18 protein-coding genes, 3 tRNA genes and 3 rRNA genes are annotated in these 25,633 nt (G+C 41.3%); 4 read left to right on the top strand and 20 right to left on the bottom strand.

Features of this window, described 5'->3' with window-relative positions:
• Window positions 1-55 precede the first annotated feature (55 nt).
• Window positions 56-2,080 carry a DNA helicase Rep gene (rep, locus tag SB028_RS01170; protein ID WP_069369922.1) on the bottom strand — a complete coding sequence of 675 codons (2,025 nt, stop codon included), beginning with the start codon at window positions 2,078-2,080 and terminating at the stop codon, window positions 56-58.
• A gap of 824 nt (window positions 2,081-2,904) precedes the next feature.
• Window positions 2,905-4,380 carry a ketol-acid reductoisomerase gene (ilvC, locus tag SB028_RS01165; RefSeq protein ID WP_069369923.1) on the bottom strand — a complete coding sequence of 492 codons (1,476 nt, stop codon included), beginning with the start codon at window positions 4,378-4,380 and terminating at the stop codon, window positions 2,905-2,907.
• A 170-nt stretch (window positions 4,381-4,550) separates the two neighbouring features.
• Between ilvC and ilvY the strand changes: the two genes are divergently transcribed.
• Entirely contained in the window at window positions 4,551-5,438 is an 888-nt protein-coding gene (gene ilvY, locus SB028_RS01160; protein WP_069369924.1) for an HTH-type transcriptional activator IlvY, read from the top strand.
• On the opposite strand, the gene ilvA is transcribed toward ilvY, so the two are convergent.
• The 6 genes from ilvA to ilvL all read right to left on the bottom strand — a co-directional run bounded on the left by ilvA (window position 5,424) and on the right by ilvL (window position 12,014).
• The gene (ilvA, locus tag SB028_RS01155; RefSeq protein WP_069369925.1) at window positions 5,424-6,998 is read right to left on the bottom strand and encodes a threonine ammonia-lyase, biosynthetic; all 1,575 of its coding nucleotides are present in this window, start codon (window positions 6,996-6,998) and stop codon (window positions 5,424-5,426) included. The genes ilvY and ilvA overlap by 15 nt on opposite strands.
• 2 nt (window positions 6,999-7,000) lie before the next feature.
• On the bottom strand, window positions 7,001-8,851 hold the full coding sequence (gene ilvD, locus SB028_RS01150; RefSeq protein WP_069369926.1) for a dihydroxy-acid dehydratase: 1,851 nt from the start codon (window positions 8,849-8,851) through the stop codon (window positions 7,001-7,003).
• A 72-nt stretch (window positions 8,852-8,923) separates the two neighbouring features.
• Window positions 8,924-9,850, bottom strand: coding sequence for a branched-chain-amino-acid transaminase (gene ilvE / locus SB028_RS01145; protein WP_069369927.1), 927 nt, complete (start codon window positions 9,848-9,850; stop codon window positions 8,924-8,926).
• Window positions 9,851-9,860: 10 nt separating this feature from the next.
• Window positions 9,861-10,136 (bottom strand): acetolactate synthase 2 small subunit, encoded by a 276-nt coding sequence (ilvM, locus tag SB028_RS01140; protein ID WP_023583660.1) that lies wholly within the window; start codon window positions 10,134-10,136, stop codon window positions 9,861-9,863.
• The gene (gene ilvG, locus SB028_RS01135; RefSeq protein ID WP_069369928.1) at window positions 10,133-11,782 is read right to left on the bottom strand and encodes an acetolactate synthase 2 catalytic subunit; all 1,650 of its coding nucleotides are present in this window, start codon (window positions 11,780-11,782) and stop codon (window positions 10,133-10,135) included. Before ilvG ends, ilvM begins: the two co-directional genes overlap by 4 nt.
• A 130-nt stretch (window positions 11,783-11,912) precedes the next feature.
• A complete protein-coding gene (gene ilvL, locus SB028_RS01130) occupies window positions 11,913-12,014 on the bottom strand; it encodes an ilv operon leader peptide (RefSeq protein WP_071788577.1) in 102 nt (33 codons plus the stop codon).
• Between the two features lie 451 nt (window positions 12,015-12,465).
• Here ilvL and SB028_RS01125 point away from each other — a divergent pair, with 451 nt between their 5' ends.
• Window positions 12,466-13,998: a YifB family Mg chelatase-like AAA ATPase gene (locus SB028_RS01125; protein WP_069369929.1), complete on the top strand. Its 1,533-nt coding sequence runs from the start codon at window positions 12,466-12,468 to the stop codon at window positions 13,996-13,998.
• Between the two features lie 46 nt (window positions 13,999-14,044).
• Here SB028_RS01125 and SB028_RS01120 read toward each other — a convergent pair whose 3' ends face one another.
• Window positions 14,045-14,383, bottom strand: coding sequence for a DUF413 domain-containing protein (locus tag SB028_RS01120; RefSeq protein ID WP_069369930.1), 339 nt, complete (start codon window positions 14,381-14,383; stop codon window positions 14,045-14,047).
• Between the two features lie 115 nt (window positions 14,384-14,498).
• Here SB028_RS01120 and hdfR point away from each other — a divergent pair, with 115 nt between their 5' ends.
• Window positions 14,499-15,320 carry an HTH-type transcriptional regulator HdfR gene (gene hdfR, locus SB028_RS01115; RefSeq protein WP_069369931.1) on the top strand — a complete coding sequence of 274 codons (822 nt, stop codon included), beginning with the start codon at window positions 14,499-14,501 and terminating at the stop codon, window positions 15,318-15,320.
• A 247-nt stretch (window positions 15,321-15,567) separates the two neighbouring features.
• Here the strand turns inward: hdfR and SB028_RS01110 are convergent.
• The 6 genes from SB028_RS01110 to SB028_RS01085 all read right to left on the bottom strand — a co-directional run bounded on the left by SB028_RS01110 (window position 15,568) and on the right by SB028_RS01085 (window position 20,981).
• Window positions 15,568-15,643: transfer RNA gene (locus SB028_RS01110), tRNA-Trp, on the bottom strand.
• 7 nt (window positions 15,644-15,650) lie between these two features.
• Window positions 15,651-15,727, bottom strand: a tRNA-Asp gene (locus tag SB028_RS01105).
• Window positions 15,728-15,776: 49 nt separating this feature from the next.
• Window positions 15,777-15,892: ribosomal RNA gene (gene rrf / locus SB028_RS01100) — 5S ribosomal RNA — on the bottom strand.
• Between the two features lie 117 nt (window positions 15,893-16,009).
• Window positions 16,010-18,912, bottom strand: a 23S ribosomal RNA gene (locus SB028_RS01095).
• A gap of 366 nt (window positions 18,913-19,278) precedes the next feature.
• Window positions 19,279-19,354, bottom strand: a tRNA-Glu gene (locus SB028_RS01090).
• 84 nt (window positions 19,355-19,438) lie between these two features.
• A 16S ribosomal RNA gene (locus SB028_RS01085) occupies window positions 19,439-20,981 on the bottom strand.
• The 16S, 23S and 5S rRNA genes sit together here with 3 tRNA genes alongside, the layout of an rRNA operon.
• 614 nt (window positions 20,982-21,595) lie before the next feature.
• Here SB028_RS01085 and SB028_RS01080 point away from each other — a divergent pair.
• Window positions 21,596-22,159: a gamma carbonic anhydrase family protein gene (locus SB028_RS01080; protein ID WP_069368797.1), complete on the top strand. Its 564-nt coding sequence runs from the start codon at window positions 21,596-21,598 to the stop codon at window positions 22,157-22,159.
• Here SB028_RS01080 and SB028_RS01075 read toward each other — a convergent pair.
• The 5 genes from SB028_RS01075 to dprA are packed head-to-tail and all read right to left on the bottom strand — an operon-like array spanning window position 22,135 to window position 25,505.
• Window positions 22,135-22,395 carry a DUF1488 family protein gene (locus tag SB028_RS01075; RefSeq protein WP_069368796.1) on the bottom strand — a complete coding sequence of 87 codons (261 nt, stop codon included), beginning with the start codon at window positions 22,393-22,395 and terminating at the stop codon, window positions 22,135-22,137. The genes SB028_RS01080 and SB028_RS01075 overlap by 25 nt on opposite strands.
• Entirely contained in the window at window positions 22,392-23,216 is an 825-nt protein-coding gene (aroE, locus tag SB028_RS01070) for a shikimate dehydrogenase (protein ID WP_069368795.1), read from the bottom strand. Before aroE ends, SB028_RS01075 begins: the two co-directional genes overlap by 4 nt.
• A gap of 5 nt (window positions 23,217-23,221) precedes the next feature.
• Window positions 23,222-23,791, bottom strand: a complete 570-nt coding sequence (tsaC, locus tag SB028_RS01065; RefSeq protein WP_069368794.1) for an L-threonylcarbamoyladenylate synthase type 1 TsaC — start codon at window positions 23,789-23,791, stop codon at window positions 23,222-23,224.
• Window positions 23,784-24,341, bottom strand: a complete 558-nt coding sequence (locus SB028_RS01060; RefSeq protein ID WP_069368793.1) for a topoisomerase DNA-binding C4 zinc finger domain-containing protein — start codon at window positions 24,339-24,341, stop codon at window positions 23,784-23,786. Before SB028_RS01060 ends, tsaC begins: the two co-directional genes overlap by 8 nt.
• An 18-nt stretch (window positions 24,342-24,359) precedes the next feature.
• Entirely contained in the window at window positions 24,360-25,505 is a 1,146-nt protein-coding gene (gene dprA, locus SB028_RS01055; RefSeq protein WP_069368792.1) for a DNA-processing protein DprA, read from the bottom strand.
• Window positions 25,506-25,633 lie beyond the last annotated feature (128 nt).

The following is a 25,633-nucleotide window of genomic DNA, read 5'->3' as shown; positions in this document are numbered from 1 at the left end:
AAGAACCCCTTGGACATCAATATGTCAAGGGGTTTATTTATCTACCACTTTTATTCTATTCAGGTTTATGCCTTGCTAACATAGCTCTTAATCCTGCAACACCTTTTTGCCCTTTCTCTTGTTTTTCCTCAGCACTTAATGCTTTCTTTTTATTGGTATCCCAATTCAAATCATCTTGAGGTAATTCATAAAGAAAACGGCTTGGTTCAGGTTTGATTAATTCACCGTATTGACGTCTTTCCTTACATAATGTAAACGTGAGTGTTTTTTGTGCACGCGTAATTCCCACATAAGCAAGACGCCTTTCTTCATCTACATTATCTTCATCAATACTACTTTGGTGTGGCAATATCCCTTCTTCCATTCCAACGAGAAACACATGAGGAAATTCAAGACCTTTAGAAGCATGCAAAGTCATTAACTGAACTTGATCTAACTCTTCTTCTGTTTCTCCTCGCTCCATCATATCGCGCAAGGTAAAACGGTTAACGACTTGAGAAAGCGTCATAGGCTCATGTAATTCATCACCTTCAAGCATTTCACTCATCCATAAAAATAGCTGATTAATATTTTTCATCCTCATTTCTGCGGCTTTCGCACTACTTGAGGTTTCATATAACCAACTTTCATAATCCATTTCATGCAATAAGTCACGTACGGCTAATAGTGGCTCTCGTTCTGATTTCTGTACTATACGCGACATCCATTGTGAGAATGCTTGTAATGAATTCAATCCTCGACCTGTTAATGTTTGACTTAATCCCAAATCAAAACAGGCATTGTATAAGCTTTTATCTCTAATTTTTGCCCACTCACCTAACTTTTGAATGGTCATAGGCCCGATTTCACGACGCGGTTTATTCACAATACGTAAAAATGCCGCATCATCATCAGGATTAGTAATGACCCGCAAATAGGCCAAAATATCTTTTATCTCTTCTCGTGAGAAAAAAGAAGTTTCACCTGAAATGCGATAAGGAATACGATTTTGCATCAAGTATTTTTCAAAAATACGGGATTGATGGTTACCACGATAAAGGATCGCATAATCCTTATAATTAGTTTTATTAATAAAGTGATGAGCAATTAATTCACCAGCTACACGTTCAGCTTCATGCTCTTCATTATTTGCCGTTAAAACCCGCAGTTCATCACCATAACCTAATTCTGAAAATAACCGTTTTTCAAAAACATGGGGATTATTTTCAATCAAGATATTCGCTGATTTTAGAATACGTCCAGAAGAGCGATAATTTTGTTCCAGCTTAATCACATTAAGTTGTGGAAAATCTTTTTGTAATAACACTAGATTTTGAGGACGAGCGCCACGCCATGAATAAATTGATTGGTCATCATCACCAACAACCGTAAAGCGAGCCCTTTCACCGACCAACCATTTGACCAATTCATATTGGCTTGTATTAGTATCCTGATATTCATCCACCAGCAAATAACGAATACGTCGTTGCCAACGTTCTCTCACTTCTTCATTCGTACGTAATAACATGGTCGGTCGGCTAATTAAGTCATCAAAGTCGAGCACGTTACAACTACGCAGGTGTTGCTCGTAACGTCGAAAACATTCTGCAAAGGTATGATCTTGCTGCGATCTCGCTATTCCTATGACTTGCTCTGGCGTGAGAAGATCATTTTTCCAGTTAGAGATTTGGCTTTTTAACTGAGAAAGTAAATCTTTATCTTCTTCTAATAAATCAGCCGTTAATTCTTTGAGTAATGCCGATTGGTCTTGATCATCAAACAATGAAAATTTCGCTTTAATACCTAGCGCTTTATATTCACGTTTAATAATTTCTAATCCCAAGGTATGGAACGTTGAGATCATCAATCCCTTCGCTTCTTGGCGACCTAAGGTTTGAGCGACACGCTCTTTCATTTCACGCGCAGCTTTATTGGTAAACGTAACTGCCGCGATCTGCTTTGCTGAGTATTGGCATTGACGAATAAGATGTGCAATTTTATTGGTAATAACCCGTGTTTTACCTGATCCTGCACCTGCCAAGACCAAACAAGGGCCTGACACATATTCCACTGCTTTTTGCTGACCAGGATTTAATCGCATACGTTTTCCAAACTTCAATTAACCAAGAACATGACGGGGGATAATTGTAGCAGAAACCAACCAAAGTCTTGAGTATTCCCTCTTTCAATTTTCCTGAAACGATAAAAAACCGTACTTCATTAAGAAATACAGTTTTCAATAAAATACAACCTTCATTTTTTGCTTATTTTTCTAAACTATTTGCGAGAGAAGAAGGCGACAAAGGATAGTTACAATAGCATACATTCTCTCTTTCAATTTTCCTGAAACGATAAAAAACAAAAAACCGTACTTCATTAAGAAATACGGTTTTCAATAAAATACAACCTTCATTTTTTGCTTATTTTTCTAAGCTATTTACGTGAGAAGAAGGCGACAAAGGATAGTTGCAATAGCATACACTCCCTCTTTCAATTTTCCTGAAACGATAAAAAACCGTACTTCATTAAGAAATACAGTTTTCAATAAAATACAACCTTCATTTTTTGCTTATTTTTCTAAACTATTTGCGAGAGAAGAAGGCGACAAAGGATAGTTACAATAGCATACATTCTCTCTTTCAATTTTCCTGAAACGATAAAAAACAAAAAACCGTACTTCATTAAGAAATACGGTTTTCAATAAAATACAACCTTCATTTTTTGCTTATTTTTCTAAGCTATTTACGTGAGAAGAAGGCGGCAAAGGAGGTTATCCCAAGGAGCATACATTAGTATGTGACTTGGGTAACCGAGTGTAGCCAACGCACTTATCGCGTAAAGAGCGACGAAAAATTAGTATGTGACTAGGATAACCGAGCATAGCCAACGCACTTATCGCGTAAAGAGCGACGAAAAATCGGAAAGTTAGTTGGCGACGGCAATTTTCTTCATATCCGTCATATATCCACGCAAGGTTTTACCTACAGCTTCAATTGGATGCTGACGAATAGCGTCATTGATATCACGTAATTGTGCATTATCGGTACCATTATCTTGAACTTTCTTCGCTAAATCACCAGGTTGCAATGTTGTCATAAACTCTTTCAGCATAGGAACAACAGCGAATGAGAACAAATAGTTACCATATTCTGCAGTATCAGAGATAACCACATTCATTTCATATAAACGCTTACGAGCGATGGTATTCGCGATTAATGGCAACTCATGCAGTGATTCATAATAAGCTGACTCTGCAAAAATGCCTGCTTCAATCATGGTATCAAAGGCTAATTCAACACCGGCTTTAACCATTGCAACCATTAATACACCGTGATCAAAATACTCTTGTTCACTGATTTTACCCTCATATTCAGGGTAATTTTCAAATGCACTTGCTCCCGTTTCTTCACGCCATGTCAGCAAGTTTTTATCATCATTTGCCCAATCAGCCATCATAGTTTCAGAGAATTTACCTGAAATGATATCATCCATGTGTTTCGCAAACAGAGGGGCCATAATCTCTTTCAGTTGTTCTGATAATGCATAAGCGCGCATTTTCGCAGGGTTAGATAATCTATCCATCATCAAGGTGATCCCACCTTGCTTGAGTGCTTCTGTAATCGTTTCCCAACCAAATTGGAGCAACTTACCTGCATAACCAGGTTCAACACCATCTGCAACCATTTTGTCGTAACATAACAGAGAGCCAGCTTGTAACATACCGCACAGAATAGTTTGCTCACCCATTAAGTCTGATTTAACTTCAGCGACGAAAGAAGACTCTAAAACACCGGCACGATGCCCCCCTGTTGCTGCGGCCCATGCTTTGGCAATCGCCATACCTTCACCTTTTGCGTCATTTTCAGGGTGAACAGCAATCAGAGTGGGAACACCAAAACCACGCTTATATTCTTCACGAACTTCTGTACCTGGGCATTTTGGTGCAACCATCACAACAGTGATGTCATCACGAATTTTTTCGCCTACTTCAACGATATTAAAGCCATGGGAGTAACCTAATGCTGCACCTGATTTCATCAACGGCTGAACGGCTTGAACAACAGCAGAATGCTGTTTATCTGGCGTTAAGTTAACAACTAAATCTGCTTGAGGGATCAACGCTTCATAGGTTCCAACCTCAAAACCGTTTTCGGTTGCACGACGCCATGATGCACGTTTCTCATCAATCGCTTCTTGACGTAAGGCATACGCGATATTCAAGCCTGAATCACGCATATTTAAACCTTGATTCAGACCTTGGGCGCCACAACCAACGATAACGACTTTTTTGCCTTTCAGGTAATTTGCTTCATCAGCAAATTCTTCACGTGACATAAAGCGACATTTACCTAATTGCGACAACTGCTGACGCAGATTCAATGTATTAAAATAATTTGTCATAGAAGACTCCAAAATCGTTGTGTATGTGTTTGCTGTTATTATCCTCACGCTCTGTGAGGTGTTGCATGACTTTACTATATGGGATGAAAGCCATTGCTTAAATTGATATATTTACAAGATAGTATTGCAAAAAATGCAACGTTCTTTTTTATCACCTAAGGTGGCTGGCAATGGATATTCGTGATCTAAAACTTTTCCTGCATTTAGCTGAAAGCTGTCACTTCACCAAGACGGCACAAGCTATGCACGTCAGTCCTTCTACACTCTCTCGGCAAATTCAACGTCTAGAAGAAAGTTTAGGCCATCCTCTGTTTTTACGTGATAACAGACAAGTGGCTCTCACCGAGGCAGGCGAACAGTTAAAACGCTATGCTCAACAAACCTTATTGCAATACAAGCAGCTTAAGCACACGCTAAATCAAAATAGCCCAAGCCTTTCTGGCGAATTGCGCCTATTTTGCTCTGTAACCGCGGCTTATAGCCATTTACCCCCGATTCTTGACCGTTTTCGTGCAGAAAACCCATTGGTTGAAATAAAACTCACCACTGGCGATGCGGCTGATGCAGTCGATAAAGTGCAATCTGATGAAGCCGATTTAGGTATTGCTGGAAAACCTGAAAAACTGCCTGAAAATATCTGTTTTGAAAAAATAGGCGAGATCCCATTGGTACTGATTGCACCCGCTCTGCCTTGTAATGTTCGTCATCTAGTAACACAAGAGAAACCCGATTGGCTCAATATTCCATTTATCATTCCTGAACATGGGCCATCGCGACAACGAATTGCATTATGGTTTAAACGCCACCGTATCCTTAATCCCTTAATTTATGCGACTGTTTCAGGACATGAAGCCATTGTCTCAATGGTTGCGTTAGGTTGTGGTATTGCACTTATTCCACAAGTTGTCGTTGATAACTGCCCTGAGCCCGTTCGTAACCGCATCTCTTTATTAGATAATATTTCAATGGTAGAACCTTTCGAATTAGGCGTTTGCGGATCACACAAACGCCTTCAAGAGCCAGTGATCAACGCTTTTTGGCGATTACTCCACGACTAAGCTTGTCGTTTGTGGTGACAGGAATAACTGAAAAGAAGGATTTCCTGTCTCATCATGATATTCATAACCTAACGCATCCAAATGTCGCTCGAAACGCCCTTCCGTTTCGGGTAATTCAAATGCCACCAGCACACGCCCATAATCAGTACCATGACTACGATAGTGGAATAATGTGATATTCCAATAAGTCCCTAATGTTTTTAAAAACTTCATTAAAGCACCCGGCGACTCAGGGAACTCAAAACTAAATAGACGCTCTTTAAGTGGTTTATGAGGGCGACCACCGACCATATAACGTACATGAAGTTTTGCCATTTCATCGTCAGAAAGATCAGCAACTTGATAACCCGCAGTCGTAAGTTCACGCAAAATATCTTTACGCTCTGTGAGTCCTTGACTTAAACGCACACCGACAAAAATACGTGCATTTTCAGGATCTGCATCGCTATAACGATAATTAAATTCAGTGACAACACGTTGCCCTAAGATTTGGCAGAAACGTAAAAAACTCCCCTTTTGTTCAGGGATCGTCACAGCGAATAATGCTTCACGTTTTTCGCCTAGCTCACAGCGCTCAGAAACATATCGGAGCCCATGAAAATTCACATTTGCGCCGGAAAGTATATGTGCTAAACGTTCACCTTTTATCTGATGCTCTTCTACGTATTTTTTAAGCCCTGCTAATGCCAATGCCCCTGAAGGCTCTGCAATCGCACGCACATCTTCAAATAAATCTTTTACCGCTGCACAAATAGCATCGCTGTCTACGGTGATAACATCATCAACATATTTTTGGCATAAACGAAAAGTTTCATCACCAATACGCTTAACCGCAACACCTTCTGCAAATAAGCCTACTCGAGCTAATTCAACGGGATGTCCTGCCTCTAATGCTGCTTTTAAACATGCTGCATCTTCTGCTTCAACACCAATAACTTTAATTTCTGGCATAAGCTGTTTGATTAATACAGCAACTCCAGCAATTAAACCTCCACCACCTACGGGGACGAAAATACGGTCAAGATGAACATCTTGTTGTAAGAGTTCCATTGCCAATGTTGCTTGCCCAGCAATGACGGCTGGATGATCAAAAGGCGGAACAAAGGTGTATCCCATTTCTTCAGATAGCGCGATAGCTTTCGCTTTTGCTTCATCAAAGTTGGCGCCATAAAGCAGTGCTTCTCCACCAAATTGGCGAACAGCATCAACTTTGATATCCGCCGTTGCCACTGGCATCACAATTAACGCCTTTACACCCATTCGATTTGCAGACAACGCAACGCCTTGCGCGTGATTACCAGCAGACGCTGTCACAACACCTTTCTCTTTTTGCTCAGGGGTCAACCCTGCAATCATGGTATAAGCACCACGCAATTTAAAGCTGTGAACAGGTTGTCGATCTTCACGTTTAACTAAAATGGTATTTTCTAAACGTTCCGAGATTTTTGTCATCTCTTGGAGTGGAGTCACTATTGCGGCTTCATAAACAGGTGCACTCAGCGCCGCTTTTAAATATTCAGCGCTACTTGGTGCCGAATTTAAAGGTCTAAAAGCAGCCATTCTTAGCCCCCTAACTTAGATTTATCACGTACCGCACCTTTATCAGCACTAGTGGCTAAAGAGGCGTAAGCACGTAAGGCAAACGAAACTTGGCGCTGTCTATTTTGTGGTGTCCACGCTTTATCACCACGAGCATTTTGTGCATCACGACGTGCAGATAACGTTTTATCATCTACGTTTAATGAAATTTCTCGAGTTGGAATATTGATAGAAACAATATCACCTTCTTCCACTAAACCAATGACACCACCATTTGCTGCTTCTGGTGAGACATGCCCGATAGATAAGCCAGATGTTCCTCCAGAGAAACGTCCATCAGTGATAAGTGCGCAAGCTTTACCTAATCCCATTGATTTTAAATAAGAGGTTGGATACAGCATCTCTTGCATACCCGGCCCACCTTTAGGACCTTCATAGCGAATAATAACCACATCGCCTGCCACAACTTTCCCACCTAAGATAGCCTCAACAGCATCATCTTGGCTTTCATATACTTTTGCAGGACCACTAAAAATTAAGTTATCGTTATCAACACCTGCTGTTTTAACAATACAACCATCTACGGCTAAGTTACCGGATAAAACAGCTAATCCACCATCTTGACTATAAGCATGTTCTTTACTGCGGATACATCCGTTTTCACGGTCAGTATCTAAGGTTGGCCAACGACAATTTTGAGAGAATGCCTTCGTTGTACGAATACCCGCAGGACCTGCTTGGAACATTGATTTTACTTGCTCATCTTGCGTTAACATCACGTCATATTGTGCTAATGTTTCTGGCAAGCTTAACCCTAAAATATTACCCACATTACGATTAAGTAATCCGGCTCTGTCTAATTCACCTAAAATCCCCATAACCCCACCAGCACGGTGAACATCTTCCATATGATATTTTTGTGTACTTGGCGCCACTTTACATAAATGAGGCACTTGGCGAGAAAGTCTGTCGATATCTTCCATAGTGAAATCAACCTCACCTTCTTGTGCAGCAGCTAATAAATGCAGAACCGTATTCGTCGAGCCACCCATGGCAATATCTAAGATCATCGCATTTTCAAAGGCTTCTTTCTTAGCAATATTGCGCGGTAATGCGGACTCATCATCTTTTTCATAATAGCGTTTAGTTAATTCAACAATGCGTTTACCTGCGTTGATAAACAGTGTTTCACGATCTGCGTGTGTCGCTAATAGTGAGCCATTTCCGGGTTGAGATAATCCGAGAGCTTCGGTTAAACAATTCATGGAGTTTGCGGTAAACATACCTGAACACGATCCGCATGTCGGACAAGCAGATCGTTCAATTTGCTCACTATCCGCATCGCTGACATTTGGATTTGCCCCTTGGATCATGGCATCAACGAGATCCAATTTGATCAGTTGATCTGAAAGCTTCGTTTTACCGGCTTCCATAGGGCCACCCGAAACAAAAATAACCGGGATATTTAGGCGTAAAGACGCCATTAACATTCCTGGGGTGATCTTGTCACAGTTTGAGATACACACCATCGCATCAGCACAGTGTGCATTAACCATATATTCAACAGAGTCTGCGATAAGCTCACGCGATGGCAACGAATAAAGCATGCCACCGTGTCCCATTGCAATACCGTCATCAACCGCAATGGTATTAAATTCTTTAGCTACACCACCCGCGGCTTCAATTTGCTCAGCAACGAGTTTTCCTAAATCCCGCAGATGCACATGACCCGGCACAAATTGCGTAAATGAGTTCACCACTGCAATAATAGGTTTACCAAAATCAGCATCCGTCATTCCCGTTGCACGCCATAAGGCACGGGCTCCCGCCATATTACGACCATGTGTCGTTGTCGCTGAACGGTATTTAGGCATTTTTCACACTCCTGCGGTAAAGAAAGCGAGTAGGGAACGAGCTACCCGCTAAATAAATTTATTTGATTATGCTTATGAATTGATTGGATCTAACCAGCCGTATTTATCTTCTGTCTCACCGGTGAACAGACCAAAGAATGCTTTTTGAATTGCTTTAGTCACGGGTCCACAACGTCCGATACCGACTTGAATACCATCAACACTACGTACTGGTGTTATCTCTGCGGCTGTACCTGACATAAAGACTTCATCTGCAAGATAAAGTGATTCACGAGAAAGGACTTGTTCACGCACTTCATAACCGAGATCTTTTGCTAATTTGATGATGGCATCACGTGTGATCCCAGGTAGCGCTGATGAAGTAAATGGAGGTGTAAAAATAACACCATCTTTTACTTCAAATAGATTTTCACCTGCGCCTTCGGATAAGTAGCCATGGACATCTAATGCAATCCCTTCTTGATAACCATGACGACGAGCTTCGCTTCCCACTAAGAGTGAAGATAAATAGTTGCCACCCGCTTTTGCTGCAGTTGGAATAGTATTTGGTGCAGCACGATGCCAAGAAGAAACCATCGCATCAATCCCTTTATCTAACGCCTCCTCACCTAAATATGCCCCCCATGGGAATGCTGCAATGATCACATCTGTTTTATAACCCGCAGGTGGATTTACACCCATACCAACATCACCAATAAAAACTAATGGACGAATATAAGCACTGACTAATTTGTTTTTGCGTAAGGTTTCACGACATGCTTCCATTAACTCATCAACGCTTTGTTCAACAGGCATACGATAAATTTTGGCTGAATCATGTAAACGTTGCATGTGTTCACGATGGCGAAAGACCACTGGGCCTTTATGAGAATCATAACAACGCACACCTTCAAACACAGAAGTTCCATAATGCAATGCATGAGACATCACATGAACTTTTGCCTCAGCCCAAGGAACCATTTCACCGTTAAACCAAATATAATCAGCTTGCTTTGTCATTCTTTTATCCTTACATGGCACTTAGTGCATTCATGAATCGTAATTTTTCTTTCTGTTGATGTGATACTTGAATACCTGCAACGTCAGCTAATTTTGTTAACTGGCTGCACAGAAGTTCTAATGGTCGCTGACTACTCACTGTCAGACTTAAATTGATATTATTACTTTCAGTGATATTCATATTCATTGAGCATATATGAAAACCACGATGACGAATAACTCTCAGGATACGTTCTAAGATCTCTGGACAAAAACGGGCTTCAATTGTGATATTGTGTTGGTTCATTTTGATTTCTCCATCATCTCATCATTACTTGCGCCCGGCGGGACTAAAGGCCAGACATTTTCTGCGTCATCGATAGATACCTGTAATAAGTAAGGGCCATCGCTCTCTAATAAACATTTTATTGCATCAGCAACCTGTGCTTTTTCTGTGATGCGTTGCCCTGGAATATCAAAAGCTTTTGCCAAGGCAACAAAGTCTGGATTATCTGTTAAAATTGTTTCGCTATAACGTTGTTCAAAAAACAACTCTTGCCATTGGCGCACCATACCAAGGCGTTGGTTATCTAATAACACTAATTTAATAGGTAATTGCTTACGTTTAATTGTGCCCAATTCCTGCACATTCATCATAAAAGAGCCATCACCAGATACGCAGATAACACATGCATCAGGTCTCGCAATTTGAGCACCAACTGCCGCTGGGATACCAAATCCCATGGTGCCTAAACCACTTGAAGTGATAAAATTTTCAGGCGCATCAAATGTCATATGTTGTGCTGACCACATTTGATGTTGACCTACATCCGTTGTCACAACCGTATTTTCAGGTTTTGCATCTGATAATTGTTTTAATAATAATGGAGCATAAATTGCAGCGCCGGGATGATCATAACGCCACGCATGTTCTGCTTTTAATTCTTGTACTTCTTGTTGCCAAGAAGCGATAGATAATGGCTGAGACAAAGCAGGTAATAACACTTTCGCATCACCCAATAACGCAACATGCGCCTGTTTCAATTTATTTAATTCTGCATGGTCAATATCGATATGGATAACTTTGGCATTAGGTGCAAAAGTATTTAATCGCCCAGTAACACGATCATCAAAACGTGCACCAACAGCGATTAATAAATCACTACGTTGCACGGCATAATTTGCCGCTTTAGTACCATGCATACCTAACATACCTAAATAATTAGCATCGAATGCATCGGCACAGCCTAGCCCTTTCAAGGTAGAAACAACGGGTATTTTTGTTTGCTTCACAAATTCTCTTAGTGTTTCCACTGCATGACTCATAGCAACACCACCACCGACATACAAAATGGGTTTGTGTGCCTCCGCTAACATCTGCTTAGCTTGAGTCAACTCTTTCGTTGGATAAGGAAATTCTTGCTCTTCTGGTAGTTCATAATTTGATAAATGGGAAGCATCAGCCAATTGAACATCTTTAGGAATATCAATTAAAACAGGTCCAGGGCGACCTTGAGATGCAATAGAAAATGCTTCTGATAACACCCTTGGTAATTCATCAACGGTCGAAACTAAAAAACTGTGTTTTGTACACGCTAATGAAAGACCTAAAACGTCAATCTCTTGGAATGCATCAGTACCAATTAAATTGGAAGCGACTTGCCCAGTGATAGCAACAACAGGCACAGAATCTAACAATGCATCAGCAAGTCCAGTGATAACATTAGTAGCGCCTGGGCCTGATGTCGCGATACAAACACCTGTCGTACCAGTAGAACGAGCAAAACCAATAGCAGCAATTGCGGCACCTTGTTCATGGCGACATAAAACATGCTCAACACCTCCATCATAAAGGGCATCGTAAACAGGCATGATCGCACCGCCAGGATAACCAAAGACTGTTTCGACTTGATGTTTTCGTAATGCCTGTACTAACCACTGTGCTCCATTCATTCTTTCACCCTTCCATCTTAACTTCTTGTTTAATTTGAGTTTATTTTCTATTTAATCTCTTTTTCAAACTTAGGCTCAAAAAAAACCCCCGCGCCTTTCGGTGCGGGGGTTTTTAAGAGATCCGGCTAGTTTAGTTAGCCTTTCTTCGTCCTAGTGCAGCCCCGCACGGTGGGTTAATAATCACCACCACGCTGACAATAATTAGGCTAATCACTAGGACGATAGTATTCATAGTTTTATAACTTCTTTTCTTATTTAAAATATATGTTTCTAATGTTGTGTTGTGTTTTCTTTCACTCTGTCCTTTTAGAGTTATCATGATATTTTAGAATTGACAATGTTTATTTTTAAAAAAAACATAACATAATGAATTTTATGTATTTTTTTATAACACAAATACACACTAGAGCTTTAATCTATAAAATATTTATTTTATAGTTATTAATACTACGAAAGGACACGTTATTTTATTTTTTTCACTATTGCATTTTATTATTTCAAATTCAAAACAAATAATATTTTTCATTATATTTATATTAATTTATTAAATTATTCATTTAATAAATTAATTATTACATTTCAATACGTTAAGTTTATTTAGAGATGTCTCGCATTTATTTAAATCTTCATTTAACACAAAAGAAAAAATAATTTAAAAAGAAAAAAATAATGGAGAATAAAAAATGGCATTAGCAATAATATATACGCGCGCTTCTTTAGGAATATCAGCTCCGCTTATTACTATCGAGGCTCATATTAGTCAGGGATTACCCGGATTAACATTAGTTGGATTACCTGAAACTGTCGTAAAAGAAGCAAAAGACAGAGTAAGGAGTGCATTAATTAATAGCGGATATATTTATCCTGCAAAAAGAATAACGATTAATCTTTCACCTGCCGATTTACCTAAAGAAGGTGCGCGTTATGATTTGCCTATTGCACTGGCAATACTCATTGCATCAGAACAACTAACATCAAATAAATTAGCGTGTTATGAGTTTATTGGAGAGCTTGCACTTTCTGGAAAATTACAACGAGTTAATGCAGTGATCCCATCAATTCTTAGTGCTTCAAAAGATCATCGAATATGCATTGTATCAACAGAACATCAAACTGAAGTTTCATTATTACCCAATAAATCAGCTTTATTAGCCTCTCATCTTTTAGAGATTTGTCATCATCTAGAAAATAATACGCCATTAATTGAAACAGAAAGTTTTATTATTAATGATGAAATTGAAAATCAAGATAATAAAGATATGAGCGATATAATTGGTCAAAATAATGCAAAAAGAGCAGCAGAAATCACAGCTGCAGGAAATCACAATATTTTATTTCTTGGACCGCCAGGAACAGGAAAAACAATGTTAGCACAAAGGATAAGTACACTTCTTCCACCTTTGACGGCTAAAGAAGCACTTGATGTATTAATTATTAGTAGTTTAAGAGGCGTGACATTTGATGAAAGAAAATGGCCTACAAGACCATTTAGAGCTCCACATCATACTTCCTCTAGTGTTGCTTTAACGGGGGGAGGTTCGCTTCCTAGACCAGGAGAAATTACATTAGCACATCACGGTATTTTATTTTTAGATGAACTGCCAGAATTCGAGCGTCGTGTACTCGATGCATTACGTGAACCTCTAGATGCTAGAGAAATTACTATTTCACGCGCAAAAGCCAAAATAAGCTACCCTGCTAATGTATTATTGGTCGGTGCATTGAATCCAAGTCCAACAGGGCATTATCAAGGCAATCACAATCGAGTCCCCATAAAGCAGATCCTACGCTATTTAAGTAAAGTTTCTGGGCCTTTTTTAGATAGGTTTGATTTATCTGTCGAAATGCCACTTCTTCCACAAGGCGCGCTTATTCAGCCTACATTTACCACAGAGAATAGTACGACAATTAGAAAACGCGTTTTAAAGGCAAGAGAAAGACAATTTGCACGATGTGGGAAAGTAAATACATATTTAACTGGCAAAGAGATTGAATGCTATTGCTCATTGAATACCAGTGATGCAACTTTTCTTGAAAATACATTAAATAAACTAGGATTATCGATACGAGCTTGGCATAAAATTTTAAGAGTATCGAGAACTATTGCCGATCTTGCAAATGAAGAGAAAATACAGAGAAATCATTTAATTGAAGCATTAAGCTTTCGTGCAATGGATAGATTAATGATCTATTTACAAAAGCAATTAGATGGGTAAATAAAAAGGAGCGAAAAAACGCTCCTTTTAACTAAAACTAATGATATTAATCATCAGAGTCGGTATAGTCATCAGATGGATCGAGCTGTGGCTTTCCACCCGATAATGTATGAAAACGTTTTGGACGACTTATACGACTAGTATATTTTTTCCAAATTTTTTCTTCGATTGTTGCTGCTTCTCGTTCGCCACGACACATGGCAACAAATAATTTTTCCGCTTCAGTTACAGGCTCTCGTTTGCCTAAATCGAGCTCATTAAAGGCTTGACCATGACGTTCCAATATCTGGGATTCCTTGATAGTGAAATCGCCATGACGAGAAAAACCACGCGGATAATGTTTATTGTCAAAAAAACGATTAGTCGTGATAAAACTTTCTGCCATCTGACACACTCCTAATTCTCTATCGTCATACTTATGGCGCGGAGTATTAGATAGTCATGCGGTTCTGTAAAACAAAATATTTAAATCGTAACGACAAATTTTTTTGGAGATAGATGTGGATACCGAATTACTGAAAACCTTTTTGGAAGTCAGTAAGACTAGACACTTTGGACGAGCCGCTGAATCTCTTTATTTAACGCAGTCTGCGGTTAGTTTTAGAATACGACAATTAGAAACACAATTAGGCACAAATCTGTTTACTCGCCATCGTAATAATATTCGTCTAACTGCTGCGGGTGAAAGACTGATCCCCTATGCTGAATCGTTAATGAATACATGGCTTCTCGCTAAAAAAGAGATTAGCCATGCATCTCAACATTCAGAGCTATCAATTGGCGCCACAGCATCACTCTGGGAAGCATATCTAACATCGTGGTTACAGGAATCTTATCTAGAAAGAAAAGAGCTTAGAATCGAATCTAGAGTCTCTACAAGGCAATCCCTTGTAAAACAACTTCATGCAAGAGAGCTTGACCTTCTTTTTACGACTGAAGCACCAAAGATGGATGAATTAGAAAGCAAAATTATTGGTGATATTACTTTTCAGTTGATGAAGATAGCAGCAAATAAAACAGAAGAAATAACACAATTTATTAAAATTGAATGGAGCGCTGACTTTCAACCTTTTGTTCCTAATGCCGCAGTACAAAAAATTGATCCTATTTTAACCACTAACTCTGCAATGATTGCTTATCAGTTAATGAAAACAAATCAAGCAGTTGCATTTCTGCCAACACATTGGCTTGATCTCTATTCAGATCTAGCGCCTGCCTCAACAGAAATTATTCAAAAACCTTTATTTGCTGTTTGGCTAAATACAAGTGATCAACAAGTATTGATACAACAGTTACTAAAACAGCCGATAAATCATCAGTAAAGCTTAAATTCCCCCATAGCTATTTATGATATTAACGAGTCATCGTCGGGTTTAAGCTTTATCTCTAGAATCTTTATTACATATAACAAGGAATATTACCGATAGGTATTGGTAAAAGAGACACATTAGTCAGCTAGTGAATAGGAATTTAGTGCAGTAAATATTGAGAATATGTAGATAACAAAAAGCCCAGTTAATTAACTGGGCTACAAAGAAGTATAAATTTTGTTATTACTTAATTGGTAACTGGCAGGGGCGGAGAGGCTCGAACTCCCAACACCCGGTTTTGGAGACCGGTGCTCTACCAATTGAACTACGCCCCTAAATAGTTGGCGGAACGGACGGGACTCGAACCCGCGACCCCCTGCGTGACAGGCAGGTATTCTAACCAACTGAACTACCGCTCCGCGTATTCTTTTGCGATTAATGTTATTTAACACTAATGCGTTAATTGATGCCTGGCAGTTCCCTACTCTCACATGGGGAGGCCCCACACTACCATCGGCGCTACAACGTTTCACTTCTGAGTTCGGCATGGGATCAGGTGGGACCGTTGCGCTATGGCCGCCAAGCAAATTCTGTTTTATTACTCGTCACTCACCCTTTAACGGTTCGTCACCAGTAATTATCAATCTTAAACAAGCTTACTTCATCGTTTCGTCTCTCTGACAAAACACCTTCGGTGTTGTCAGGTTAAGCCTCACGGTTCATTAGTACTGGTTAGCTCAACGTATCGCTACGCTTACACACCCAGCCTATCAACGTCTTAGTCTTAAACGTTCCTTTAGGTCACTCTAGGTGACAGGGAAGACTCATCTCGAGGCAAGTTTCCCGCTTAGATGCTTTCAGCGGTTATCTCTTCCGCACTTAGCTACCGGGCAATGCCATTGGCATGACAACCCGAACACCAGTGGTGCGTTCACTCCGGTCCTCTCGTACTAGGAGCAACCCCTCTCAATCTTCCAACGCCCACGGCAGATAGGGACCGAACTGTCTCACGACGTTCTAAACCCAGCTCGCGTACCACTTTAAATGGCGAACAGCCATACCCTTGGGACCTACTTCAGCCCCAGGATGTGATGAGCCGACATCGAGGTGCCAAACACCGCCGTCGATATGAACTCTTGGGCGGTATCAGCCTGTTATCCCCGGAGTACCTTTTATCCGTTGAGCGATGGCCCTTCCATTCAGAACCACCGGATCACTAAGACCTACTTTCGTACCTGCTCGAGCCGTCACTCTCACAGTCAAGCTGGCTTATGCCTTTGCACTAACCGCATGATGTCCGACCATGCTTAGCCAACCTTCGTGCTCCTCCGTTACTCTTTAGGAGGAGACCGCCCCAGTCAAACTACCCACCAGACACGGTCCCCGATCCAGATTATGGACCTAGGTTAGAACATCAAACGTTAAAGGGTGGTATTTCAAGGTTGACTCCATGCAGACTGGCGTCCACACTTCATAGTCTCCCACCTATCCTACACATCAAGGCTCAATGTTCAGTGTCAAGCTATAGTAAAGGTTCACGGGGTCTTTCCGTCTTGCCGCGGGTACACTGCATCTTCACAGCGAGTTCAATTTCACTGAGTCTCGGGTGGAGACAGCCTGGCCATCATTACGCCATTCGTGCAGGTCGGAACTTACCCGACAAGGAATTTCGCTACCTTAGGACCGTTATAGTTACGGCCGCCGTTTACTGGGGCTTCGATCAAGAGCTTCTCCCTAAGGATAACCCCATCAATTAACCTTCCAGCACCGGGCAGGCGTCACACCGTATACGTCCACTTTCGTGTTTGCACAGTGCTGTGTTTTTAATAAACAGTTGCAGCCAGCTGGTATCTTCGACTGGCTTCGGCTCCGTCCGCAAGGGACTTCACTTACCGCCAGCGTGCCTTCTCCCGAAGTTACGGCACCATTTTGCCTAGTTCCTTCACCCGAGTTCTCTCAAGCGCCTGAGTATTCTCTACCTGACCACCTGTGTCGGTTTGGGGTACGATTGTTGGTAACCTGAAGCTTAGAGGCTTTTCCTGGAAGCAGGGCATCAATTGCTTCACCACCTTAGTGGTTCGTCATCACACCTCAGCATTAAGTGACCGGATTTGCCTAATCACTCTGCCTACATGCTTGAACCGGGACGACCGTCGCCCGGACAACCTAGCCTTCTCCGTTCCCCCATCGCAGTTACCACCAGTACGGGAATATTAACCCGTTTCCCATCGACTACGCTTTTCAGCCTCGCCTTAGGGGTCGACTCACCCTGCCCCGATTAACGTTGGACAGGAACCCTTGGTCTTCCGGCGTGCGGGTTTTTCACCCGCATTATCGTTACTTATGTCAGCATTCGCACTTCTGATACCTCCAGCATACCTCACAGTACACCTTCGCAGGCTTACAGAACGCTCCCCTACCCAACAACACATAGTGTCGCTGCCGCAGCTTCGGTGCATGGTTTAGCCCCGTTACATCTTCCGCGCGGGCCGACTCGACCAGTGAGCTATTACGCTTTCTTTAAATGATGGCTGCTTCTAAGCCAACATCCTGGCTGTCTGAGCCTTCCCACTTCGTTTCCCACTTAACCATGACTTTGGGACCTTAGCTGGCGGTCTGGGTTGTTTCCCTCTTCACGACGGACGTTAGCACCCGCCGTGTGTCTCCCGTGATAACATTCTTCGGTATTCGCAGTTTGCATCGAGTTGGTAAGTCGGGATGACCCCCTAGTCGAAACAGTGCTCTACCCCCGAAGATGAGTTCACGAGGCGCTACCTAAATAGCTTTCGGGGAGAACCAGCTATCTCCCGGTTTGATTGGCCTTTCACCCCCATCCACAAGTCATCCGCTAATTTTTCAACATTAGTCGGTTCGGTCCTCCAGTTAGTGTTACCCAACCTTCAACCTGCCCATGGATAGATCACCGGGTTTCGGGTCTATACCCTGCAACTCATTCGCCCAGTTAAGACTCGGTTTCCCTACGGCTCCCCTATACGGTTAACCTTGCTACAGAATATAAGTCGCTGACCCATTATACAAAAGGTACGCAGTCACCCCATAAAGAGGCTCCTACTGCTTGTACGTACACGGTTTCAGGTTCTTTTTCACTCCCCTCGCCGGGGTTCTTTTCGCCTTTCCCTCACGGTACTGGTTCACTATCGGTCAATCAGGAGTATTTAGCCTTGGAGGATGGTCCCCCCATATTCAGACAGGATAACACGTGTCCCGCCCTACTCGTCGAGTTCACAATAACAGCATCTTCGGATACGGGGCTATCACCCTTTACTGCCGGACTTTCCAGACCGTTCTCCTGATGCTGCCATTGATTAAGACTCTGGGCTGCTCCCCGTTCGCTCGCCGCTACTAGGGGAATCTCGGTTGATTTCTTTTCCTCGGGGTACTGAGATGTTTCAGTTCTCCCGGTTCGCCTCATTAACCTATGTATTCAGTTAATGATAATATCCATAGGATATTGGGTTTCCCCATTCGGAAATCGTCGGGTATAACGGTTCATATCACCTTACCGACGCTTATCGCAGATTAGCACGTCCTTCATCGCCTCTGATTGCCTAGGCATCCACCGTGTACGCTTATTCGCTTAACCTCACAACCCGAAGATGTTTCTCTCGAAGACGACTTTAAAGGTCATGGCTACACAAGCATCAATTCGTTGTTGGGCAGTGCTCGTAATGCTCACATACTTAAGTATGCTGCGCTTACTGCGCGCTGTCCGCCTAGAATTGCTGTTGTTCGCTCATGACACTCGCCTTGGAGTATCACAAATTCAAGGTCTGAGATTTTGAGAGACTCATCAATATACCTCGGTGATATATTGATTTGTTTTCAATTTTTCAGCTTGTTCCAGATTGTTAAAGAGCATAATAGGTAAAATAACTCGCTTGAATTATCTTAACTATTCCCTGATTTTCATCAGATATAGTGTGGTACGCCTTTCACTCATACCGCGCATTGGCGTCCCCTAGGGGATTCGAACCCCTGTTACCGCCGTGAAAGGGCGGTGTCCTAGGCCTCTAGACGAAGGGGACTTCAGTCAGCTTCGCAGACGCGCTTTTGCTCGTTCTTCATCAGACAATCTGTGTGAGCACTGCACATAACACGTATCTCTTAGGTAAGGAGGTGATCCAACCGCAGGTTCCCCTACGGTTACCTTGTTACGACTTCACCCCAGTCATGAATCACAAAGTGGTAAGCGCCCTCCCGAAGGTTAAGCTACCTACTTCTTTTGCAACCCACTCCCATGGTGTGACGGGCGGTGTGTACAAGGCCCGGGAACGTATTCACCGTAGCATTCTGATCTACGATTACTAGCGATTCCGACTTCATGGAGTCGAGTTGCAGACTCCAATCCGGACTACGACAGACTTTATGAGTTCCGCTTGCTCTCGCGAGGTCGCTTCTCTTTGTATCTGCCATTGTAGCACGTGTGTAGCCCTACTCGTAAGGGCCATGATGACTTGACGTCATCCCCACCTTCCTCCGGTTTATCACCGGCAGTCTCCTTTGAGTTCCCACCATAACGTGCTGGCAACAAAGGATAAGGGTTGCGCTCGTTGCGGGACTTAACCCAACATTTCACAACACGAGCTGACGACAGCCATGCAGCACCTGTCTCAGCGTTCCCGAAGGCACTCCTCTATCTCTAAAGGATTCGCTGGATGTCAAGAGTAGGTAAGGTTCTTCGCGTTGCATCGAATTAAACCACATGCTCCACCGCTTGTGCGGGCCCCCGTCAATTCATTTGAGTTTTAACCTTGCGGCCGTACTCCCCAGGCGGTCGATTTAACGCGTTAGCTCCAGAAGCCACGGTTCAAGACCACAACCTCTAAATCGACATCGTTTACAGCGTGGACTACCAGGGTATCTAATCCTGTTTGCTCCCCACGCTTTCGCACCTGAGCGTCAGTCTTTGTCCAGGGGGCCGCCTTCGCCACCGGTATTCCTCCACATCTCTACGCATTTCACCGCTACACGTGGAATTCTACCCCCCTCTACAAGACTCTAGCCAACCAGTTTCAGATGCAATTCCCAAGTTAAGCTCGGGGCTTTCACATCTGACTTAATTGACCGCCTGCGTGCGCTTTACGCCCAGTAATTCCGATTAACGCTTGCACCCTCCGTATTACCGCGGCTGCTGGCACGGAGTTAGCCGGTGCTTCTTCTGCGGGTAACGTCAATTGATAAGGGTATTAACCTTATCACCTTCCTCCCCGCTGAAAGTACTTTACAACCCTAAGGCCTTCTTCATACACGCGGCATGGCTGCATCAGGCTTGCGCCCATTGTGCAATATTCCCCACTGCTGCCTCCCGTAGGAGTCTGGGCCGTGTCTCAGTCCCAGTGTGGCTGATCATCCTCTCAGACCAGCTAGAGATCGTCGCCTAGGTGAGCCATTACCCCACCTACTAGCTAATCCCATATGGGTTCATCCGATAGCGCAAGGTCCGAAGAGCCCCTGCTTTGGTCCGTAGACGTCATGCGGTATTAGCCACCGTTTCCAGTAGTTATCCCCCTCTATCGGGCAGATCCCCATACATTACTCACCCGTCCGCCGCTCGTCAGCAAGAAAGCAAGCTTTCTCCTGTTACCGCCCGACTTGCATGTGTTAGGCCTGCCGCCAGCGTTCAATCTGAGCCATGATCAAACTCTTCAATTAAAAGTGTTTGATGCTCAAAGAAATCGAAAACTTAGCTATTCATAAATGAATTTACTTTTGTTGTTCACTCTTCAAGACTTGATACATCTAATATTTTAGAAGATATCGTCTCTGCGAGTGCCCACACAGATTGTCTGATAATTTGTTAAAGAGCAGTGCAACATTCGCTGCCGTTTCCGGTCTTCTGCGTTGTTGCGAGGAGGCGTATAATACGTTGTTCCTCTGAAGAGTCAAGAGTTTTTTCAAACTTTTTTCTTTTCTCTTCACTGTCCTTCGTGGCTGTTGTCAGCTCATCGTCGGTCAGTGGATGCGCATTATAGGGAGATCTCGGATTAGCGCAAGTGTTTATTTCAATTTTTTTTCCGTTCGTTCTCTTTTTGAACTTTACGTCTATTTTTGATACGGAAAACACCTTTTGTGTATAAAAAATATACGCCTTATCTTGTTATTGTCTATTCGATATATTCTATCAATCACGCTCTATTGCTCTACTTTCTCTTTTATTGTCGACTTTAATAGTCATGCACCATTAAAAATCATTGCTCTCGCCAGCCTACCCTATCCACTGCTATGCTTTTCTTATAATGAAATGAAACCAAGTACGAGGTTAAATTATGAGGAAATCAATGATCAGGAATTACTTACATCTTTCACCATCTATTGATAAGAATGTTTTTATTGATGAGACAGCAACTGTTATCGGAGATGTTCGTATTAGTGAAGATGTCAGTATCTGGCCTATGGTTGTTATTCGTGGTGATGTGAATTACGTGAGTATTGGGAAAAGATCAAATATTCAAGATGGTTCGGTTCTTCATGTCACTCATATCTCCCCCAATGATCCTGAAGGTTTTCCTCTTATTATTGGTAATAACGTCACTGTTGGGCATAAAGCCATGCTACACGGATGCACAATCGGAGATCGTGTTCTCGTTGGAATGGGTTCTATTTTACTTGATGGCGCAATTGTTGAAGACGATGTCATGATTGGTGCAGGTAGTTTAGTTCCTCCAGGAAAGCGACTTGAAAGTGGTTTTCTTTACTTAGGAAGTCCTGTGAAAAAAATTCGCCCTCTTTCATCAGCAGAAATAGAACACTTTATCTATTCTGCTAATAATTATGTCGGATGGAAAAATAACTATTTAGCCACTCATCAATCTACCATTGATAAAGAATAAATAGGATGGAGAGTTGATAACTCATACTCTGTTACCAACTCTTCAAATTCTTCTTCAATGTCCCAACGATTTTGTTTAAATAATAAAATTCCCTCACCCATCCCAAAACGCTCAATAAGCTCTTGCTCTGTAATTTTACAATCAAAAAGCATTCCATTGATCATGACAGGAAAAAAAACGCTCTTATTCTCAGCTAGCCATATTTCACGATCTGGAAATTGAATGAATTGATTCATTGATTCAATCTTTCTCTTAATATATTAAGGACGGGGTTAATATCTGGTACAAGTTCATACCACAATTCAAATGCATAAGCCGCTTGTCCTACTAGCATACCTAAACCATCTGACAAACGCGTACTTCCATGTTTTAATGCGTTATATAGAAACGAAGTCATTCCGGTTTGATAATAAAGGTCATAACATGCTGTTTCAAAACCATAAACTTCATTAGGGATAGGTGGTAAATCATTAGTCATACTAGATGCAGATGCATTTATAATTAAATCGTAATGTCTATCAGCAACCTCTTCTGCTGCTATTGCTCTGATCGTTCCAAATTGACTAAACTCTTTTACTAATTGCTCAGCTTTTGTAAATGTACGATTGGTTAAAGTAATGTCACAATCGTAATCAAGTAATGGAAGTAGTATTCCTCTTGTTGCGCCACCAGCGCCAATAACTAAGACAGATTTAACTTTATTAGGCACAATAAAATCGAGCCTTGCTAAATCCAGAATAAGTCCTTGTCCATCAGTATTATCACCAAGAAGTGATCCATCTTCTAATTTAACAATAGAGTTAACTGCACCACATGCTTTTGCTCTATTTGTTAATTTGTCCACAAAGCGGAATGCATCTTCTTTAAATGGCACAGTAACATTAGCACCTCGGCCTCCACTAGAAAAAAAATGTGAGGCGACTTTATCAAATTCACCTAAAGGAACAAGTAAACGTCCATAACCATACTCTATTCCTGTTTGTCTTGAAAAAAATTGGTGAATAAAAGGGGACTGACTATGCTCGATAGGGTTCCCCATCACTAAATATTTTTCCATCACAATCACCCTTGTCGGTACAATTCACCTGTTAATGCATCTCGGATTTCAGAAGGATTCTGTCTACCACCAACCATTCCTTCAACGATAGGGATTGTATTTTCAAATTGTTTTCTCACTTCTTCAACTGTACGACATGGTGGTAATCCACTTAAATTAGCACTCGTTGAAACTAAAGGTTTTCCATAAGCTAAACATAACTCTTTAACAATAGAATGATCTGTTACTCTCACGGCTAAAGAATCAAATTTTCCAGTTAACCACTTTGGTGTCGTAGATTTGGCAGGAATAACCCATGTAACAGGTCCAGGCCAAGATGCGAACATTCTATCTCGTTGGGTTTGTGTTAATGCACTATCATCAATATAAGGTTTTAATTGCTCATAGTTATCAGCAATTAAAATTAGTCCTTTTTCAATTGAACGCTGTTTTAACATTAATAGTGCCATAACAGCGTGCTCGCTATCAGGATCACAACCAACCCCAAATACAGCTTCTGTTGGATATGCGATAACTTTATTATTTTTTAATGCTTCTATAATCGTATTGCTTACAGGTGATGCTTCGTTATTCATGTTCTTCTCTTTTTGTTTGTTGCTTTCCACATAATTTGCTGGCGCACACCAATCTTACTCCTTGAGAAGACCTTTTTTCCATCAATAATGGATAGTGGCAATATTCACATTTACCATTAACAGGTTTGTTATTTAATACAAATTGACATTCAGGATATTGGTTACAAGCATAAAATGTTTTACCAAACCGAGACTTACGTTGTAATAGCTTTCCTTTTTCACATTGAGGACAAGATATAACAGTTTCATCAGGTTTATCAATTTGCTCTATATGTTCACACTCGGGATAATTGCTACACCCAATAAACATCCCAAATTTCCCCTGACGTAAAACTAAATCAGCACCACAGCATTTACAAGGTTGTCCTTCTAGCACTTTGAGAATTTGTCCATCACCTTGTGGTTTCAGTGTTTTAATATAGTGGCACTCAGGATAAGCAGAGCATCCTAAAAAAGGACCATGCCCTCCATTTTTTATCACTAATGCGCTACCACATTCAGGACACTTTTCCTGTTCAGGTTGCTGTGTAAACGGCATATTCTTTGCCATTGTTTTACCTCATTACACTTATTCCAATCGAATATAGCCACCAGCCACAATAGCGACTTTTTCAATAAGCTCAAGTTCTAATAAAAGAGGAGCTAATTCAGAAGTAGATAATCCACTCTTCTGAGCAATAATATCAATAGGTATTGTTTTATTAAAATATAGAAAAGGCAATATCACATCCATTGCGTGTTGTTGTTCAGAGGTAAATTGCTCTATTTTAGCCTCTCGTTTTTCATTATTAATAAGCGTTGTATCTTCTTCCGTTATTAGTTTTTGTTGATGCTCATTATCACAAATAAGCCATTGCAAAGAGCTAGTTAAATATTCCAGAATATCTTCAGGCGAAGACGCTAAATTTGCACCCTGCTTAATAAGCTGGTGATTACCTTCAAAATGAGCATCTCCTAATAATCCAGGTAACACAAACAATTCTTTACCTTGTTGCAGAGCATAATTTGCTGTTATTAAAGAACCACTTTTAATTCCCGCTTCGATAATAAGCAGTGCAGTACTTAGCCCACTAATAATTCGATTACGTTGAGGAAAATGGCGAGCTAACGGTGGTGTCATAGGTAAATGTTCAGAAATAATAAGGCCTGATTCTTTTATTTGTGCTGCAAGAGTGCGATGAAATGACGGATAAATTTGCTCTAAGCCGCTTCCTAGCACAGCAATAGTAATACCATTATTCTTTAATGCACTTCTATGTCCTATACCATCAATACCTTGGGCTAACCCACTTGTAATAGTGAGTTCTTTCTTTACTAATTCCTGTGCAAAATAAGTAGCCCATTTGGAACCATATGGTGTAGCAACTCGACTACCAATTAATGCAATTTGTGTGCTTTTTAAATGCTGCCTATTTCCTGCAACAAAAAGCAAAAGTGGCGGTGATGAAATTTGCTTTAATAAAGAAGGATAATCTGAATCTGTAATTGTTAATAATGATGATTCATTTTTATCTAACCACTTTAATGTATCATTGACAGCATTTGCATGAAGTCTTAAAAATTGATGACTTTGCTGCTCTGACAGACCACAACCTATTAATAGTCTTTGATTTAACTGAGTCAGAGATTGTAGATACTTTGCAATTTGAATCGCTTTATTAATAGGGAGTCTTGAAACAGCATTAAGCCTTATCCATATTTCTCTAGCATCCATGCATTATCCTAATATTAATTTTAGTAAACAGGGTAAGTGCTAAACACACCAAATACTGTCAATCTAGACAATAAATGTCTAGAATAGACATTAAATCCTATTCACATTTTAGAAACAGTCCGAATAAA

The organism is Proteus vulgaris, from assembly GCF_033708015.1.
In the GTDB taxonomy this organism is placed as follows: domain Bacteria; phylum Pseudomonadota; class Gammaproteobacteria; order Enterobacterales; family Enterobacteriaceae; genus Proteus.
The sequence above is the reverse complement of the archived record's forward strand: the minus strand, read 5'-3'. Positions and strand labels throughout refer to the sequence as shown.